The organism is Microbacterium oxydans, from assembly GCF_900095745.1.
GTDB lineage: Bacteria > Actinomycetota > Actinomycetes > Actinomycetales > Microbacteriaceae > Microbacterium > Microbacterium oxydans_B.
The window spans coordinates 35,465-52,262 of sequence record NZ_FMIR01000015.1 but is presented as its reverse complement, the minus strand read 5'-3'; the positions used below and the strand labels follow the sequence as shown (position 1 = coordinate 52,262).

Sequence of the window (16,798 nt, the reverse complement as noted above, 5' to 3'; positions counted from 1 at the left end):
ACCCGAAGAAGAACATCGAAAGGACAGCACCATGAGTGTGCAACGACGCTCCTCATCCCTCGCGCGCTATGCGCGTCGCTCCCTGCCCGTCATCGCCCTGGCTTCCGTCGCAGGCCTCGTGCTCGCGGGCTGCTCCGGCGACGCCGGCGGATCCTCCGGCGACGGCGGTGACAAGACCCTCAAGGTCCTCATCGCCGCCCCGCAGGAGGGGGCCGGAAAGATCCTCGAGGCCGATTTCGAAGCCGAGACCGGTGTCGAGGTCGAAGTCGAGGTCGTGCCCTACGACCAGATCCAGACCAAGGCGGTCCTCGACGCGCAGTCCGGAACGAACAACTACGACGTCATCCAGTACTGGTACACGTCGGTCGGCGCGCTCGCCGACGCCGGCGCGCTCGCCGACATCACCGACTGGGTCGAGTCCGACGAAGACATCGACTCGTCCGACTTCATCGAGGCGATCTTCGGTCCGTACTCGCAGTACGAGGGAGGCACCTACGGTCTGCCGATCGACGGCGACACGCACGTGCTCTTCTACAACAAGGCGATCTTCGAGCGGAACGGCGTCGAGGTGCCCACGACTTGGGATGAGTACGTCGCGGTCTCGAAGAAGATCACCGATGCCGAGAAGGCGGACGGCGTGTACGGCAACGCCCTGCTCGGCTCGAAGAGCGCGTTCAACATCGGATCGACCTTCTTCAACCGGCTCGCCACGATGTCACCCGATCCGATCGACCCGCAGATGCCGCAGCTCGACACCGAATACGCGGTCGCTGCCGCCCAGTCGATGCTCGACGCCGCCCCCTCGGCCCTGCCCAGCCCGCTGGAGATCGGGTTCGAGCAGGCGCTGCCGCAGTTCCTCTCGGGGTCCGTCGGCATGATCGAGTTCTGGACCGACCTCGGCGTCTTCGCGCAGGACCCCGAGCAGTCCAAGATCGTCGACGGCTGGGGTGTCGCGCCGCTGCCGATCGGGCCGGAAGGCAAGATCTCCGGAGCGCTGAACGCCGGGTGGGCGATGGGGATCAGCCCCACCGCGAGCGACGAGGACCTGGCCAAGGAATTCGTGGCCTTCGCCTCGTCGAAGGAGACGAACGAGAAGCTGATCACGACCACCGGCTCCGGAGTCGATCCCACTCGCACCTCGACGCTGGAGAGCCCCGAATATGTCGAGTTCGCTCCCGAGGTGTCGGCGGTCGCCGCGCAGGTGCTGCCGAACGCGCAGTCGTGGCCCACGTCGCCGCAGGCACCGGAGATGATCCAGTCGCTGAGCGACAACCTCGCGCTCATGCTCCAGGGGAGCCTGACCGCCGAACAGGCGATGCAGCAGACCTGGGACTCCTGGCAGTCCCTGGCCGACTGATCTCCTCGTCGAACCCGAAAGGACCGCTCATGTCGCAGCCCGTCACCCACCGACGCGTCTCCCGACGTGCGTCGTGGACGGGGCGCGCCCTGCTCGCCCCCGCCGTCATCGCGATCGTCATCATCGCGATCTACCCGCTCGGCTACATCATCGCCGCCTCCTTCTCGGAGTCGTCGCTGGGACGACCGTTCTCGGAATGGGTCGGGTTCGACAACTTCGCGGCGCTGCTGGGGGACGGGATCACCCTCCCGTCCCTCGGCAGGTCGCTCCTGTTCGCCATCCCGTCGGCGCTCATCGCGCTGATCGCCGGGCTGGCCGTCGCGCTCTCGCTCGATGCGGCCGTCAAGGGCGGGCGCATCATCCGCGTGCTGCTCCTGCTCCCGCTGATGACGCCGCCGGTCATGGCCGGCGTCATCTGGAAGCTCATGCTCGCCCCCACGGGCGGGCTGCTCAACAACATCGGGCAATCGCTCGATCCGGGCTCCGAGCCGTTCCTGTTCCTCGGGTCGAGCCCTGCCGCGATGATCTCGGTGATCACGGTCGACGCCTGGCAGTGGACGCCGTTCTGCGTCCTGCTGGTGTTCGCCGCCCTGCAGACGCTGCCCACTGAGGTGTACGAGGCCTCTCAGGTCGACGGCGCCGGCGTGTGGCAGACCTTCTGGCGCATCACCCTCCCGCTGGTGCTGCCGAGCCTCATCACGGTGCTCCTGCTGAAGCTCGTCGTCTCGTTCAAGGTCTTCGACCTCGTGTTCATCATGACCAGCGGCGGGCCGGGGTTCGACACCACCGTCAGCAGCTATGAGATCTACCGCACCGGTCTGCAGACCTTCGATGTGGGGGCGGCGGCCGCGCAGACCATCGCCTTCCTCGTCCTGGTCACCATCGTCATCCTGCCGCTCAACGCCGTGCGGCAGCGCCTGCACAAGGAGAGTTGATCATGTCGCTCATGCTCCGCGCATCCGATCGCCTCGAGGAGAGCGCGACCGAGACGCTCATCGTTCCCTCCGCCCGCCGCCGAGGGCGCTCGAAGGTGCGCACGTCGAGCACGTCGCGCCCCGGGCGTCCGTCTGCACTGGTCACGGCGGTGAAGTGGGTCGTGATCGCCGTCGCGATCACGCTCGCGCTCCTTCCCGTGCTGTACATGGTCGGCATGTCGTTCAAGAGTCCGGACGACATCCTGTCGACGCGCATCCTCCCCTCGCGTCTCGCGTTCGAGAACTGGACCGCGGCGTTCGAGAACTGGCCGATCCTCACGTACCTGCGCAATTCGTTCGGTGCGGCGATCATCGCCGTGCTGGTGTCGCTCCTCGTGTCGATCCCCGCGAACTATGCGATGGCCCGGCTGCGCGCCGGCGGAAAGCAGACGCTCGGACTGATCGTCTCCGCCTACGTCGCCCCGCCGGTCGTCGCGATCATCCCGCTCTTCGTGCTGGTGCGCACGGCGGGGTTGATGGACTCGGTTCTCGGGCTCGGGATCGTCGAGGGGCTGCTGCTCACGCCGGTCGCCGTCTGGCTGCTGGACGGTTTCTTCCGTGCGATCCCGTTCGAGATCGACGAGGCCGCGCAGATCGACGGATGCGGACCGCTCCGCACGCTCTGGTCGGTGATCCTGCCGCTCACCGCGCCGGGCATCGTCGCGGTCTCGATCATCGTGTTCATCCTCGCGTACAACGACTTCCTGATCCCGCTGCTGCTCACGCAGAGCGTCGATTCGCAGACGCTCCCGGTCGGCATAGCCCTGATGCAGGGTGGCCGCGAGGTGATGTTCGGTCAGATGGCGGCCGCGAGTCTGTCGGGGTTGATCCCCATCTATCTGCTGGCGCTCTTCCTGCAGAAGTGGCTCGTCGGTGGGCTGACGCAGGGGAGCGTGAAGTAGCGAGGTTATCGGGGGTTCTGTGATGACCTGTTGTGCCTGTTGTGCCTGTTGTGGCGTTCGTGGATAGCTTCGAAGCTGGCGAGTCCTGTGGAGGAGAGGTCGCGAGCGTGCTGTAGCGGGATTCGGCAGAATTCTGGCATCCGATGCGAACAAAGCTGCGAAGGTAACGTGTTAGTCGGTTAGAATGAAGCATGTCCACTTTGACCGGGTTGCGCGAGGCGATGAGTCACCTCGGCGAGGCGTGGGCGGGTGCCGGGGAGGCGGGGGTTCTGTCCCGGGCGCAGTTGATCGCGGTCAGTGACGCGATGGGTGCGCTGCAGCGGCGGGTGGATGCGATGCATGTCGAGGTCGCCGCGCGCCTCGCCTACGAGTCGCGGCCGGAGTTGGGGGCGGAGAGCCTGGCGAAGCAGCAGGGGTTCCGCACGGCGGCGGCGTTGATCGCCGCGACCAGCGGGGTTTCCACGGGCGATGCGGCCCGGTTGGTGAAGGTCGGCGAGGCGACAGCGCCGCGTGCGGACCTGTTGGGGGCGCGGTTGCCGGCACGGTATCCGGTGGTGCGGGAAGCGCTGCGCGCGGGCGTGCTGGGCGCGCAGGCGGCGGCGATGATCATCGGAATGCTGGACCGGTGCCGGGTCGCGGCCGGGGTGGAGCGGGTCGCGGAGGCGGAACGCCTGCTGACCGAGGCCGCGGTCGGGTTGGCGCTGGACCATGTCCGCCGGCTCGTGGTGCGGGTGGAGGCGTGGTTGGACCCTGACGGTGTCGAGCCGAAAGAAGAGGAGCGGCGGGGGAAGAGGGCGTTGACGATGTTCGAGCGCGGCGGGATGCTGCACCTGAACGCGCGCCTGGATGCCGAGACCGCCGCCCCGATCATCGCCGCGATCCGCGGGTTCGTGACCGCGGCGTTCGCCGCCCGGCAGGGTGCTCCCGACGCGGATGCTCCGGATGCGGACCGGCGCACGGTCCCGATGATCCAGGCCGATGCGCTCGCGGTGTTCTGCGCGCACGTCCTCGGCTGTGAGAAGCGGGTCCCGGTCGCCGGGGCAACCGTGATCGTCCGGATGCGTGTCGAAGACCTCGAATCCGGCACCGGGTCGGCGACCGTGGATGGTCTGGATCAGCCGGTCAGTATCGGAGCGGCACGGCGGATGGCCGCCGGCGGTGGGATCATCCCCTGCGTCCTCGGAACGGACAGCGAAGTGTTGGACTGGGGGCGGGAGAAACGCCTGTTCACCCGCGCACAGCGCCTCGCCCTCGTGGAACGCGATGGCGGGTGTGCGATGTGCGGGCTCCCACCGGAGATGACCAAAGCACACCACAGCCGCTGGTGGAAACGTGACCACGGACCCACCGACCTCAGTAACGGGGTGTTGCTGTGTGAGACCTGCCACCACCGCATCCACGACAACGGATGGGACATCCGCATCGACCACCCCAAGACCGGGGGACGAGTGTGGTTCCTCCCGCCGCCGCACGTCGACCCCACCCGCACCCCACGACTCGGCGGACGCGCCCGCTTCGACATCGCCGCATGAGACACGCCTGCGCGGATGGGGCTCGGGTAGCGGCCGCGGCCGGCATCACCTCAGGATCGCTGCGAACCGCGCCCGCCGACGCCGGCCTTCCGGAGCCGGTCGGCGATGACGATACCGAGGGCTGTTCCGCCCACGCAGCTCGCCATCGTCACCGCGAAGAACGCGACCTGCGCGAAGAGGGTCATCGAGCCGAGATCGAACCACGCCCACGCCGAGATCGGGTAGACGATCCCCACCGCGACGGCGCCGACGTAGTGCATCCAGGTGCCCCAGTAGCGCCACAGCACGAACAGGAACGGCAGCTCGGTGAACGCCGCCCACCAGAGGTTGGTCAGCACGCTGCCGAACCCGTAACCCGAGAAGGGCACGAGCACGAGACCGGCGATCAGAGCCACGAGCAGTCCGACGAGCGGACGCCGCAGCAGCCGCAGCGCGATCACCGACGGCAGCAGCCACAGTCCGGCGAGCGCCATGCCGACGAAGGGCAGCGGACCGGTCAGCAGCGTCGAGAGCCAGTTCATTGGCGCGAGCAGCACCGCTCCGGCGACACCGAGGGCGGCACAGGTCAACAGGATCGCGGTGGGAAACCGGAACCGCCGACGCGGGCCCGACCGACGAGCAGCAGCATCCGAGGGGGCGAGGTCGCCCGCGGCATCCACCCCGCTCATACCAGCGGCTCCGCTGCCGCCTCGCGAGCGGCCTTCGACGCGGGTGAGGCTGCGCCGATCTTCCAATACCCGCAGAAGCTGACCGCGTTCTTGTCGACATCGCGCTCGCCCACCAGGTGCTTGCGAGCGCCGGAGGCGAGCGCCTGCTCACCGGCCGCATACGCGTGGAACGGGGCATCCGGCAGCGCGGTGCGCCCCAGCGCCTGCAGCGCCATCGCGCCGGGGGCGACATCGTGAGGCCGCACGATCCAGACGACCTCGACACCGGACGGATGCGGGAACTCCAGGGCATCCTCCTCGCTCGGCACCTCGACGATCGCGGTGCCGGTGGCATCCGCGGGCAGCGACGCACTGATCGAGGCGATCGCCGGCAGCGCCGTCTCGTCGCCGACCAGCACCACGCGGTCCGTGCCGCGCTGCGGGTTGAAGGTGAGCCCCTCGTCGATGATCAGCACGTGCTCGCCCGGCTGGCAGGTCTCCGCCCAGCGCGACGCCGGACCGGCCGTGCCGTCGGCCGCCGAACCGTGCAGCACGAAGTCCACGTCGATCTCGGCGCCGGCCGTCGCCGTCGCCGCACGATAGGCGCGCACGCTGTAGTTGCGCATCACGGGGCGTTCGCCGTCGGGGATGCGCAGGAACTTCAGATACCCGAACATCTTGTTCGCCTTGGCGGGCACCCGCTCGAGGCCGGCGTCGCCGCCGATCGGCAGGAACAGGCGGAACCACTGGTCGAAGCCCATCGGGCGGAACTTCTCGATCTCGCCGCCGCCGAGAGTCACACGGATCCAGTGCGCCGAGAGACGCTCCGAGCGCAGCACCGTCAGATGGATGAGCTCGGTCGTCTCGGGTTTGACCATCTTGCTGTATGCCATGGGGCGCCTTTCAGGGAAGCTGCCAGGGGAAGAAGACGACGAAGATGGCGGCGGACGCCAGCAGTGTCGTGAGGGTGAAGACCGTGTCCCGCGTGCGGAACGGCACGAGATGCCGCTCGGTGCGGGTGGGATGAGCGCCGAACGCCCGGGAATCCATCGCCAGGGCGACGCGCTCGGCATGGCGGATGGCGCCGGCGAGGAGCGGCACGATGTAGCCCCAGCCGCGAGCGATGCGGGCGAACGGTCCGCGCCCACCGTGGTACCCGCGCACCCGGTGCGCGGCGCGGATCACGGCCAGCTCATGTCCGAACCTCGGCACGAACCGGAACGCCGCGAGCGCCGTGTAGCCGACGCGGTAGGGCACCCGCAGCTGCTGCACGCTCGCCCGCACGAGGTCGGGGCCGCTGGTGGTGAGCCCGCCGACGAGGGCGAGCGCCATGATGGAGCCGAGCCGGAGCGCCGTCGCCGCGCCGATCACCAGAGCACCGCTGTACAGCGTCCAGTCGCCGATCTGCACCAGTGGTGTGCTGCCGTCGACGAGCCCGGCATCCACCCACAGCGAGAACCCGACCGCGACCAGGAGCATGCCGGCCGGGAGTCCGAGCAACAGCAGGGCGAGAAGCCGACCGGTGAGACGGGCGCCGACCAGGATCAGCGCGTACGCGAGCACCATGAACGCGGCCGGGGTGGCGAGGTCTCGGACGAACACGAGCAGCACCATCGCCGGGGCGAACCCCGCGACCTTGGCGAGCGGATTCAGGGCATACAGGAACTGCCGGGGCGAGGTCGCCGTCATCCGGGCGTACGGGTCGAAAGCGCGATCTCCTGCGGTGGGAGTGCTGCGGGTGGCGCTGCCCGTGACGTCGGCGCTCACCGGGTCACCTCGAGTCCCGCGGATGCCAGCACGCGCTGCAGCGCGGGCATGCGGAGCCCGGCGTCGGCGAACAGCTGCGGGTCGCGGAACAGCGCTGCGGTGGCACCCGCCGCCCGCATCCGCCCGTCGGCGAGTATCACGACGTGCGTGCTGTGCTCCGCGACGAGCTGCAGGTCGTGCGTGACGATCACAATCGTCGTGCCTTCGGCGCGGAGGTTCTGCAGGATATCGAGAAGCTCGGCGGCCCGCGCGCGGTCCTGCCCGAACGTCGGCTCGTCCAGCGCGAGGACGCGCGGTCGTGTGATCAGAGCCGTTCCCACAGAGAGGCGTCGCTTCTCGCCACCCGACAGGAGGAACGGGTGCACGTCGGCCTTGTGCTCGAGTCCGAACCGCGCGAGCATCTCCGCGACGCGGGCGGTGATCTCCGCATCCGGCACATGCCGCAGCCGCAGCCCGTGCGCCAGCTCGTCGAAGACGGTGTGCGCGATGAACTGGTGCTCGGGGTTCTGGAACACGAAACCGATGCGCGCGGCGAGGTCGCGGGGGGAAGCAGTACCGGGATCGATGCCGTCGACCGACACCTGACCCCGCGGGGGCGGCACGACACCCGCGAGAGCCTGGATCAGCGTCGTCTTGCCGGCACCGTTCGCGCCGACGATGGCGGTGAGGCTTCCCGGCTCGAGGTCGAGGTCGATCCCGTGCAGGATCTCGGTCCGTCGGCGGCGCACGGTCAGCCCGCGGGCGCGGATGACCGGCTCGGGCCGGCTGGCGTCTGCGCGTTTCGCGTCGCTGCCCTCGTCGGTCGTCGAGCCAGCCGAGCCAACCGAGCGAGCGGAGCGAGACGAAACGCCCTCCCGCTCGAGCCCTGCGGCGAGCTCATCCGGAGTCAGCGGCAGCGGGTCGAACGAGAGGCCCTGACCCCGCAGCCGGAGCGCGGCCAGCGTCGCTGCCGGCAGCCAGACACCCATCGCGACGAGCTCGTCGGCATGCTCGCGGATGATCTCGCCCGCCGGCCCGTCGAACACGACTCTGCCATCGCGGTCGAGCACGATCGTCCGCGTCACGAAGTCCATCGCCGCGTCGAGATTGTGCTCGACGAGGAGGATCGCGCGGTCTCCGGCGGCGACCACATCGGCCAGTGCGGCATAGACGTCGTCGATGCCCTGCGGGTCGAGGTTGGCGGTCGGCTCGTCGAGCACGATCAGGGGCGAGCCCATCGCGAGCGCGCAGGCGATCGCGAGTCGCTGCCGTCCGCCGCCGGACAGGTGATCCGGGTTCTCCTCACGCCGATCCCACAGTCCCACCCGGCGCAGTGCTGCTTCGACGCGGCCCCGTACGACGTCGAGTGCGAGCAGGAGATTCTCCGGCCCGAACGCGACCTCGTCGTAGACGGTGCCCGTGACGATCTGCGAATCCGGGTCCTGGAAGACCATCGCGACGTGCGTGCTCAGAGTGGCGGGCTGCGCGGCGGCGGTGTCGATTCCGCCGGCCTCGACGGTGCCGACCATGGTCGCCGGCAGCGCATGCGGGATCAGGCCGTTGAGGGCGAGCGTGAGGGTCGACTTGCCGGATCCGGAGGGTCCGAGCAGCAGGACGACCTCTCCGGGGTGGATGTCGAACGTCACGTCGCGCGGTGAGGGGTGCGCGGCATCGGCGTGGGTGAGAGAGAGCTCACGCACGCTCAGCAGGGGCGCGGATGGGCGCACGGCGGAGTCCCGGGTCGACGGATCGTACCCGTCTAACTTAGCTGAGCCTTACCTGATCCGCCATCGAGCGGAACCGACCGGCACCGAGGCGACCGGCGCCGATGCAGTCAGCGCCGAGCGACCCCGGCCCTGCGCAGCGCCGAGCCGATCGCGAGCCCCACCGCGGTCCACGCGATCGGGCCGAGCACCGAGATCGCGAGGTACAGGATCTGCGCCCACGGCGGCATGACCGACAGATGCGCGGCGAAGAACACCACGACCGCGACGACGACGCCGATCACGGCGGCAGAGATGAAGAAGCGCCACGGCCCCCAGGCGCGGTAGCGGGTGAGGGCGGCGACGCCCTCCTGGATGAGGCCGAACAGCAGGGCCGTGCCGATGAACCGCAGCGCCCACGCCGGGTTGAAGGCACTCGCGATCAGTGCCGCGAACACGTGCGTGATCAGGGCGACGAGGGGGAGCCGCAGCACCTCCTGGGCGATGATCCCCGGCAGCACGTGCGAGCCGAGCACGAGCCCGTAGAGGAAGAGGAGGGGGCTCGCCAGCAGCACGGGAGTCACCCATCCGGCGATGCCGGCGAGGATGCCCGTGGCCACTCCGATCGCTGCGCAGACGAGCAGTACTCGAGTCGACAGGACGGGGGTGCGGGCCACCTCTCCAGCTTACTGTCGACCTATCGGGAGGGAGGCCGTGGATAACCCTGGTCGATCGGCGAAGGCCGGGTGGTCGATCGACCAGTTCTCTCTTCGGCGGCGAACAGCGGGACTATGTTGGCCGCGGTGCAGCAACGAGGTTGCACCGTGATCATCGGGAGCACCACATGGGTCGAACACCCCTCCGGATGGCAGCAGCCACCACCCTGGCGACTCTGTTCATCGCATCGACAGCAACCACCGGTTACGCGGCGACGCCCACGGGGACGCACCCCGTCCCCGTCGCCGGCACGCCCGGGCATTACATCGTGGTCATGAAGGCAGACCCGCTCGCCAGCTATGAGGGCGACGTCAAGGGCCTGAAGGCCACGAAGCCCGCCGAAGGCGAGCAGCTCGAGACGCAGTCGAAGGACTCGCAGCGATACGTCGAGCACCTGCAGACGCAGCAGACCGACCTGATCGGCGACGTGGGCGTCACGCCCGACAACACCTATCAGGTCGCGCTCAACGGTTTCAGTGCCGACCTCTCCGGTGAGCAGGTCGACGCGCTGCGTGCGTCGAAGGATGTCCTGGGTGTCTACCCCGATGAGGTCCGGCACCCCGACGCGCAGACGTCCACCGACTTCCTCGGACTCGGCGACGACCGCAAGGGCCGCGGCGGAGTGTGGCAGCAGACCGGCGGCGTCGAGAAGGCCGGTGAGGGCGTCGTGGTCGGCGTGATCGACACCGGTATCGCTCCCGAGCACCCCTCCTTCGAGGGCAAGAAGATCAAGAAGCAGAAGAAGCAGCAGAGCCGGCACAAGGGCAACCAGCCCTACACCGACGGCACCAACGTGTACTTCGACAAGTCCGACGGCGGGCAGTTCCAGGCGGCCATGGTCGAAGGCCAAGACTGGGACACGAGGGACTACTCCTCGAAGCTCATCGGCGGACAGTACTTCTATGCCGGGGCCGAGGCCGCCGGCTTCGACTTCCAGTACGACTACCTCTCGCCGCGTGACGGCGACGGCCACGGCTCGCACACCGCGAGCACCGCGGCGGGCAACTTCAAGGTCGATGCCGCCATCGAGGACGTCGATTTCGGGACGATCTCGGGCGTTGCGCCCGGTGCGAAGGTCGCGGCCTACAAGGCCTGCTACGTCGGACCGGACACGACCGTCACCACCGACGACATCTGCGCGCTGAGCGACCTCGTCGCCGCGATCGATCAGGCGGTCGCCGACGGCGTCGACGTGATCAACTACTCCATCGGCGGAGGGGCCGCGAGCACCGTGTTGTCGCCGGAGGACCTCGCGTTCTTCAACGCCGCGGCCGCGGGCGTCTTCGTCGCGACGAGTGCCGGCAACGACGGCCCCGACCCGGTTACGGCCGACCATGCTTCGCCCTGGTACACGACCGTCGCCGCATCGACCATCCCGACCTGGGAGGGCACCGTGCAGTTCGACGGGTTCGAGCAGGCCGGAGCATCGGTGAGCGTGCCGTTCGGCGAGAGCGTCACGGGCCCGTCGATCGCCGCGGTGGATGCCGCCGCGGCCGGAGCCGTCGACCCGCAGCTCTGCCTGGCCGGCACCCTCGACCCCGCGAAGGTCACAGGGCGCATCGTGGTCTGCGACCGCGGCGGCAACGCGCGCGCCGAGAAGTCGCAGGTCGTGAAGGATGCCGGGGGCATCGGCATGGTCCTCGTGAACGTGCCCGGTGGTGCCGACTCGCTCGACAACGACTTCCACGCTGTGCCGACGGTTCACCTGAACGCCGCGCACCGCGCCGCTGTGCTGGCGTACGTGCAGGGCGGCGTCGACCGTCCGATCACCCTCGTCGGCGAGAACACCACGGGCGTGACCACCCCCACCCCGCAGATCGCGGGCTTCTCGAGCCGCGGACCGATGCTGGCCGACGGCAGCGATGTGCTGAAGCCGGATGTCGCGGCCCCCGGCGTCGCGATCCTCGCGGCGACGAACAACGGACCCGACGAGGAGCCGACCTTCGGCATCCTCTCCGGCACGTCGATGGCCTCGCCGCACGTGGCGGGTCTCGGAGCGCTGTACCTCGGTGAGCACCCGAAGGCGACACCGGCGGAGATCCGGTCGGCGATGATGACCACCGCCTACGACACCGTGCTGCCCGACGGTTCGAAGAACACCGACCCGTTCGAGCAGGGTGCCGGTCAGGTCGACCCGAAGCGGTACCTGAATCCCGGTCTGCTGTACCTCAACGGGGTCAAGGACTGGGCGGCGTTCCTCGACGGGAAGGGCCTGTCGGACTTCCCGGGGATCGAGCCCATCGACGGCAGCGACCTGAACCAGGCGTCGATCTCGATCGGCTCGTTGGCCAGCGCGCAGACCGTCACCCGCACGGTCACGTCGACCGAGAAGGGCACCTTCACCGCGAAGGCGTCCGTCCCGGGTGTGAACGTCAAGGTCACCCCGCAGCAACTGAAGTTCGACAGGCCGGGGCAGACCAAGACCTTCACCGTCACGTTCGACAACAAGAGCGCGCCGGTCGAGGAGTGGGCGACCGGTTCGCTCACCTGGAAGAGCGCGAAGAACTCGGTACGTTCGCCGATCGCGGTGTTCCCGGTCACGGCGGATGCTCCGGCCGAGGTCACCGGCACCGGCATCGACGGCAGCACGTCCGTGGAGATCATCCCCGGACTCGACGGCGACCTGGCGCTGAACCTCTCGGGCCTCACTGCCTACGAGCTGCTCGCCGACCCGGACAACCCGGTCGAGGGCCACTCGGGCGACGAGAACTCGGGTGATGCGAACAAGGACGTCGCCTGGATCGTGGACGTCCCGGAGGGCACCACGCTCTCCCGGTTCGACCTCGACTCGTCGGACGACGACGGCAGCGACCTCGACCTCACCGTGTACCGCGTGGTGAGCCCGGACGACCTGCGGTACTACGAGAACTGGCAGTCGGCGACCGGCTCGGCGGACGAGCAGGTCACGGTTCCGGCACCGACCGCCGGCACCTACCTGGTGGTGGCGAACGTGTACTCGACGACGGGGCCGATGACGTGGGACATGTCCTACGCCAACGTGCAGCCGGGCGGCGAAGGCGCGTTCACCGCGACGCCGAATCCGATCGCCGCGGTCCGCGGTGCGAAGACGAGTTACGACCTCAGCTGGACCGGCCTGACCGCCGGCGCCCGCTATCTCGGACTCGTCCAGTACGGAGACTCGGACGTGCGCACCGTCGTGACGGTGACGACGCCGGACGCTCCGGCGAAGCAGGCCCCGCCGACGGATGCCCCGGAGACTCCGGCACCCGAGACGAAGGCCCCGGAGACTCCCGCACCGACTCCGGCACCGACCCCGGCGCCGGAGACCCCGGCACCGGAGACCCCGGCACCGGAGACGCCGAAACCGGAGTAGCCCCCACAGCACAGCGCCCCGCGGTCTCCCTTCCGCGGGGCGCTGTGTGCGCGCACGGGCATCCGTTCATCGCGTGATCGGCGCCGCTCGTCGCAGCATCCGCTTCCTCCTCCGCATCCGGCCCACGCGCTTTCCTAACGTGGGGGAACGCAACGTCGCGTATCCCGAGGAGACTCCCATGACCGCACCGGGCATCGAACCCGTCACCGACCCGAAACTCCCTCCCGTCGCCCTCAGCGAGGAGCATCACGAGAAGGCGAACCGCTGGACTCTGCCGAAGATCATCCTCTGGGCGGCGATCGCCCTGCTGGGTGCCGTCGCGTGGACCATGCTCGCGATCGTCCGCGGCGAGACCGTCAACGCGATCTGGTTCGTGTTCGCCGCGGTCTGCACGTATCTGATCGGCTACCGCTTCTACTCGAAGGTGATCGAGAAGTACATCACCCGCCCGGACGACCGACGGGCCACCCCCGCCGAGGTCCGCCAGGACGGCAAGGACTACGTCCCCACCGACCGGCGCGTGCTCTACGGCCACCACTTCGCCGCCATCGCCGGCGCCGGGCCGCTCGTCGGCCCCGTGCTCGCGGCGCAGATGGGCTTCCTCCCCGGCACGATCTGGATCATCGTCGGCGTCGTGCTCGCCGGCGCTGTGCAGGACTACACGGTCCTCTTCTTCTCGATGCGCCGCGGCGGCCGCACGATCGGCCAGATGGCGCGTCAGGAACTCGGCAAGATCGGTGGCACCGCCGCGATCATCGCCTCGCTGCTGATCATGCTGATCATCGTCGCGATCCTCGCCCTCGTCGTGGTCAACGCGCTCGGCGAGAGCCCCTGGGGTGTCTTCTCAGTCGCCATGACCATCCCGATCGCGCTCTTCATGGGCGTCTACCTGCGCTACCTGCGCCCCGGCAAGGTCACCGAGGTCTCGATCATCGGCTTCGCACTGCTGATGGCCGCGATCATCGGCGGCGGCTGGGTCGCGGGCACCGAATGGGGTCAGGCGATCTTCCACCTCGACCGCACCACGATCGCGTGGGGCATCATCATCTACGGCTTCATCGCCGCCGTGCTCCCGGTCTGGCTGCTGCTCGCCCCGCGCGACTACCTGTCGACCTTCATGAAGATCGGCGTGATCGTCATGCTCGCCGGCGCCATCGTGCTGGTGCGTCCGGAGATCACGGTTCCCGCGGTCAGCATCTTCGGCGAGAACGGCATGGGTCCGGTGTTCGCCGGCCCCCTCTTCCCATTCCTGTTCGTCACGATCGCCTGCGGTGCGCTCTCGGGCTTCCATGCGCTGATCGCGTCCGGAACCACACCGAAGCTCATCGAGAAGGAGCGCCAGACGCGCTTCATCGGCTACGGCGGCATGCTCATGGAGTCGTTCGTCGCGATCATGGCCCTCGTCGCCGCGATCTCGATCGACCAGGGCATCTACTTCGCGATGAACGCACCGGCCTCGGCGACGGGTGGCACGGTCGAAGGGGCCGTCGCCTTCGTGAACTCGTTGGGCTTGTCGGGGGTGAACCTCACGCCCGAGATGCTCACCGGCACGGCAGAGGCGGTCGGCGAGGAGTCGATCGTGTCCCGCACCGGTGGCGCCCCGACCCTGGCGCTCGGACTCGCGCACATCATGCAGCAGGCCCTCGGCGGTCAGGCGCTCATGGCGTTCTGGTACCACTTCGCGATCATGTTCGAGGCGCTGTTCATCCTCACCGCGGTGGATGCCGGAACCCGCGTCGCCCGCTTCATGCTGCAGGACTCGATCGGCGCCTGGTTCCCCAAGTTCCGCGACGTCTCGTGGCGCCCCGGCGTCTGGATCTGCACCGCGATCATGGTGGCCGGCTGGGGAGCGATCCTCATCCTCGGTGTGACCGACCCGCTCGGCGGCATCAACACCTTCTTCCCGCTGTTCGGCATCGCGAACCAGCTGCTCGCCGCGATCGCGCTCGCCGTGGTGCTGGCCATCGTCGCCAAGCGCGGCCGCAGCTACTTCAAGTGGCTGTGGATCATCGCGCTGCCCCTGGCATTCACCGCGGTCGTCACCATCACGGCGTCGTTCTACAAGATCCTCTCCCCGGTCCCCGCCATCGGCTACTGGGCGAACCACTTCAAGTACGTGGCGGCGCGCGATTCCGGCGACACCGCGCTCGGTGGGCCCGAGGTGCTCGACGCGGTCATCCGCAACACGGCCGTGCAGGGCACCCTGTCGATCATCTTCGTCACCCTCGCGATCATCGTGATGGTCATGGCCGTGATCGTCACGGTCAAGGCGATCCGCAACGGCGGCGGCGAGAACACCGAAGACGAGCCGGTCGCCTCGCGCCGCTTCGCCCCGGCCGGGTTCCTGCCCAGCACCGCGGAGCGCGAGCTAGAGAAGCAGTGGGAGCCGATCCTCGCCGACGAGCGCAAGGCGTCGTCCCACTGAGATGGCCGACACCATGAGTCGGACGGATGCCGCGACCACCCTCCTGCGCGCTCTACTGGGCGCTGTGGGCCGGGTGGGCCGCGGCATCCGCTGGTACATGACGAACCTGATGGGCGACAGCGCCTACGCGACCTATGTCGCCCATCAGCGCCGCGTGCACCCCGACGAGGAGCCGATGACCGAACGGCAGTTCTGGCGGGAGCGGATGGACGACCAGGACCGCAACCCCGGTGCCCGCTGCTGCTGACGCGTTGTGCACGGCTCCGTAGGCTGATCCCATGACCGACGTCGTTCTCGCCGCAGTGCTCGGCGTGCTCGGCGGCGTCGTCCTGACGCTGCTGCTGCTGCTCGCTCGCCGTCTCGCGCGCGGGGCGGCCGACCTCGGCAGCGATGCGGAGCAGGCGGCGCTCACCGCGTTGCACCAGGCGAGCCTGGCCGCTCCGCACCTGCGCGCCGGTCTCGCCGCCCCCGATGTCGTCAAAGCCGCACGCCACCTGCGGGTGCTGCTCGGCAGTGCCGCGGTGGCGATCGTCAGCGCCGACGACACCGTCTCGTTCGACGGCTCGTCCGACGGGCTGGAGTCGGCGGCGATCCGCATCGCCGCGCAGGTCCGGGCCTCCGGGCGTCGACAGGTGTTCCCCGCGTCGGGGCGCGACGACGACCTCGAGGCCGTCGGGGCTCCGATCCGCGTCGACGGCCGCGTGGTCGGCGTCGTCGTCGCGTTCGCGGCACCCGTCGGGGCGGCGCTCGTGCGGGCCGCCGAAGAGGTCGCCGACTGGTGCGCCGCGCAGGTCGAGCTCGGGGTGCTCGACTCATCGCGGACCCAGCTCGCCGAGGCGGAGCTGCGGTCGCTGCGGGCGCAGATCTCCCCGCACTTCATCTACAACGCCCTCACGGCGATCGCCTCGTTCATCCTCACCGACCCCGAGCGTGCCCGCGAGCTGGTGCTCGAGTTCGCCGATTTCACGCGCTACTCGTTCCGGCGGCAGGGGGAGTTCACCACGCTCGCCGAGGAACTGGGCAGCATCCACTCGTACCTCGAACTGGAACGCGCCCGCTTCGGGGATCGGCTGCGGGTGACGCTGCAGATCGCGCCGGAGACCCTCGCGACGGTCATCCCCTTCCTCTCGGTACAGCCGCTCGTCGAGAACGCGGTGCGCCACGGACTCGAACCGGGTGAGGGCGGCGGGGAGATCCGCATCGTCTCGCGCGACGACGGCCCGCACACCGAGATCACCGTCGAGGATGACGGCGTGGGCATGGACCCCGAAGCCCTGCGCGCCACGCTCACCGCGAGCGACGACGGCGTGCACGTCGGCCTCCGCAACGTCGACACCCGGCTGCGCCAGCTCTACGGCGCGGACGGCGGTCTGTTGGTCGAGACCAACAGCGGCGCGGGTACCCTGGTGCGCATGCGGGTCCCGAAATCTCAACCGCAGCACGATCCGGACACCGACTGAT

The 16,798-nt window shown here is 69.1% G+C and carries 13 protein-coding genes; 8 read left to right on the top strand and 5 right to left on the bottom strand.

The window, feature by feature from the left end; all coding sequences use genetic code 11:
• Window positions 1-31 precede the first annotated feature (31 nt).
• The 4 genes from BQ2383_RS08310 to BQ2383_RS08295 all read left to right on the top strand — a co-directional run bounded on the left by BQ2383_RS08310 (window position 32) and on the right by BQ2383_RS08295 (window position 4,765).
• Window positions 32-1,357, top strand: coding sequence for an extracellular solute-binding protein (locus BQ2383_RS08310; RefSeq protein ID WP_167381568.1), 1,326 nt, complete (start codon window positions 32-34; stop codon window positions 1,355-1,357).
• Window positions 1,358-1,386: 29 nt separating this feature from the next.
• On the top strand, window positions 1,387-2,292 hold the full coding sequence (locus tag BQ2383_RS08305) for a carbohydrate ABC transporter permease (RefSeq protein ID WP_091032410.1): 906 nt from the start codon (window positions 1,387-1,389) through the stop codon (window positions 2,290-2,292).
• A 2-nt stretch (window positions 2,293-2,294) separates the two neighbouring features.
• Window positions 2,295-3,233: a carbohydrate ABC transporter permease gene (locus tag BQ2383_RS08300; RefSeq protein WP_091032408.1), complete on the top strand. Its 939-nt coding sequence runs from the start codon at window positions 2,295-2,297 to the stop codon at window positions 3,231-3,233.
• Window positions 3,234-3,424: 191 nt separating this feature from the next.
• Window positions 3,425-4,765, top strand: a complete 1,341-nt coding sequence (locus BQ2383_RS08295) for an HNH endonuclease signature motif containing protein (protein WP_244175946.1) — start codon at window positions 3,425-3,427, stop codon at window positions 4,763-4,765.
• A gap of 50 nt (window positions 4,766-4,815) precedes the next feature.
• On the opposite strand, the gene BQ2383_RS08290 is transcribed toward BQ2383_RS08295, so the two are convergent.
• The 5 genes from BQ2383_RS08290 to BQ2383_RS08270 form a co-directional block, all read right to left on the bottom strand.
• Window positions 4,816-5,433 carry an ECF transporter S component gene (locus BQ2383_RS08290; protein WP_244175944.1) on the bottom strand — a complete coding sequence of 206 codons (618 nt, stop codon included), beginning with the start codon at window positions 5,431-5,433 and terminating at the stop codon, window positions 4,816-4,818.
• Window positions 5,430-6,305, bottom strand: a complete 876-nt coding sequence (locus BQ2383_RS08285) for a siderophore-interacting protein (protein WP_091032405.1) — start codon at window positions 6,303-6,305, stop codon at window positions 5,430-5,432. The genes BQ2383_RS08290 and BQ2383_RS08285 overlap by 4 nt, the downstream gene beginning before the upstream one ends.
• 10 nt (window positions 6,306-6,315) lie before the next feature.
• Window positions 6,316-7,101, bottom strand: coding sequence for an energy-coupling factor transporter transmembrane component T (locus BQ2383_RS08280; RefSeq protein ID WP_091033253.1), 786 nt, complete (start codon window positions 7,099-7,101; stop codon window positions 6,316-6,318).
• Window positions 7,102-7,175: 74 nt separating this feature from the next.
• On the bottom strand, window positions 7,176-8,885 hold the full coding sequence (locus BQ2383_RS08275) for an ABC transporter ATP-binding protein (RefSeq protein WP_091032402.1): 1,710 nt from the start codon (window positions 8,883-8,885) through the stop codon (window positions 7,176-7,178).
• A 107-nt stretch (window positions 8,886-8,992) separates the two neighbouring features.
• The gene (locus tag BQ2383_RS08270) at window positions 8,993-9,538 is read right to left on the bottom strand and encodes an ECF transporter S component (RefSeq protein ID WP_091032400.1); all 546 of its coding nucleotides are present in this window, start codon (window positions 9,536-9,538) and stop codon (window positions 8,993-8,995) included.
• A 188-nt stretch (window positions 9,539-9,726) separates the two neighbouring features.
• Between BQ2383_RS08270 and BQ2383_RS08265 the strand changes: the two genes are divergently transcribed.
• From BQ2383_RS08265 to BQ2383_RS08250, 4 genes are all read left to right on the top strand, one after another.
• Complete coding sequence (locus BQ2383_RS08265; protein ID WP_167381567.1) at window positions 9,727-12,912, top strand: S8 family peptidase; 3,186 nt, start codon at window positions 9,727-9,729, stop codon at window positions 12,910-12,912.
• Window positions 12,913-13,090: 178 nt separating this feature from the next.
• On the top strand, window positions 13,091-15,337 hold the full coding sequence (locus BQ2383_RS08260; protein ID WP_091032397.1) for a carbon starvation CstA family protein: 2,247 nt from the start codon (window positions 13,091-13,093) through the stop codon (window positions 15,335-15,337).
• Window position 15,338: 1 nt separating this feature from the next.
• Window positions 15,339-15,584, top strand: a complete 246-nt coding sequence (locus BQ2383_RS08255) for a YbdD/YjiX family protein (protein WP_091032394.1) — start codon at window positions 15,339-15,341, stop codon at window positions 15,582-15,584.
• A gap of 31 nt (window positions 15,585-15,615) precedes the next feature.
• Complete coding sequence (locus BQ2383_RS08250) at window positions 15,616-16,797, top strand: sensor histidine kinase (protein ID WP_091032391.1); 1,182 nt, start codon at window positions 15,616-15,618, stop codon at window positions 16,795-16,797.
• Window position 16,798: the final 1 nt, after the last annotated feature.

Coding starts and splice junctions, on each gene's coding strand:
- BQ2383_RS08305 (WP_091032410.1), top strand. CDS start 1,387: ATGTCGCAGCCCGTCACCCACCGACGCGTCTCCCGACGTGCGTCGTGG.
- BQ2383_RS08250 (WP_091032391.1), top strand. CDS start 15,616: ATGACCGACGTCGTTCTCGCCGCAGTGCTCGGCGTGCTCGGCGGCGTC.
- BQ2383_RS08290 (WP_244175944.1), bottom strand. CDS start 5,433: ATGAGCGGGGTGGATGCCGCGGGCGACCTCGCCCCCTCGGATGCTGCT.
- BQ2383_RS08300 (WP_091032408.1), top strand. CDS start 2,295: ATGTCGCTCATGCTCCGCGCATCCGATCGCCTCGAGGAGAGCGCGACC.
- BQ2383_RS08265 (WP_167381567.1), top strand. CDS start 9,727: ATGGCAGCAGCCACCACCCTGGCGACTCTGTTCATCGCATCGACAGCA.
- BQ2383_RS08295 (WP_244175946.1), top strand. CDS start 3,425: ATGTCCACTTTGACCGGGTTGCGCGAGGCGATGAGTCACCTCGGCGAG.
- BQ2383_RS08260 (WP_091032397.1), top strand. CDS start 13,091: ATGACCGCACCGGGCATCGAACCCGTCACCGACCCGAAACTCCCTCCC.
- BQ2383_RS08280 (WP_091033253.1), bottom strand. CDS start 7,101: ATGACGGCGACCTCGCCCCGGCAGTTCCTGTATGCCCTGAATCCGCTC.
- BQ2383_RS08285 (WP_091032405.1), bottom strand. CDS start 6,305: ATGGCATACAGCAAGATGGTCAAACCCGAGACGACCGAGCTCATCCAT.
- BQ2383_RS08255 (WP_091032394.1), top strand. CDS start 15,339: ATGGCCGACACCATGAGTCGGACGGATGCCGCGACCACCCTCCTGCGC.
- BQ2383_RS08310 (WP_167381568.1), top strand. CDS start 32: ATGAGTGTGCAACGACGCTCCTCATCCCTCGCGCGCTATGCGCGTCGC.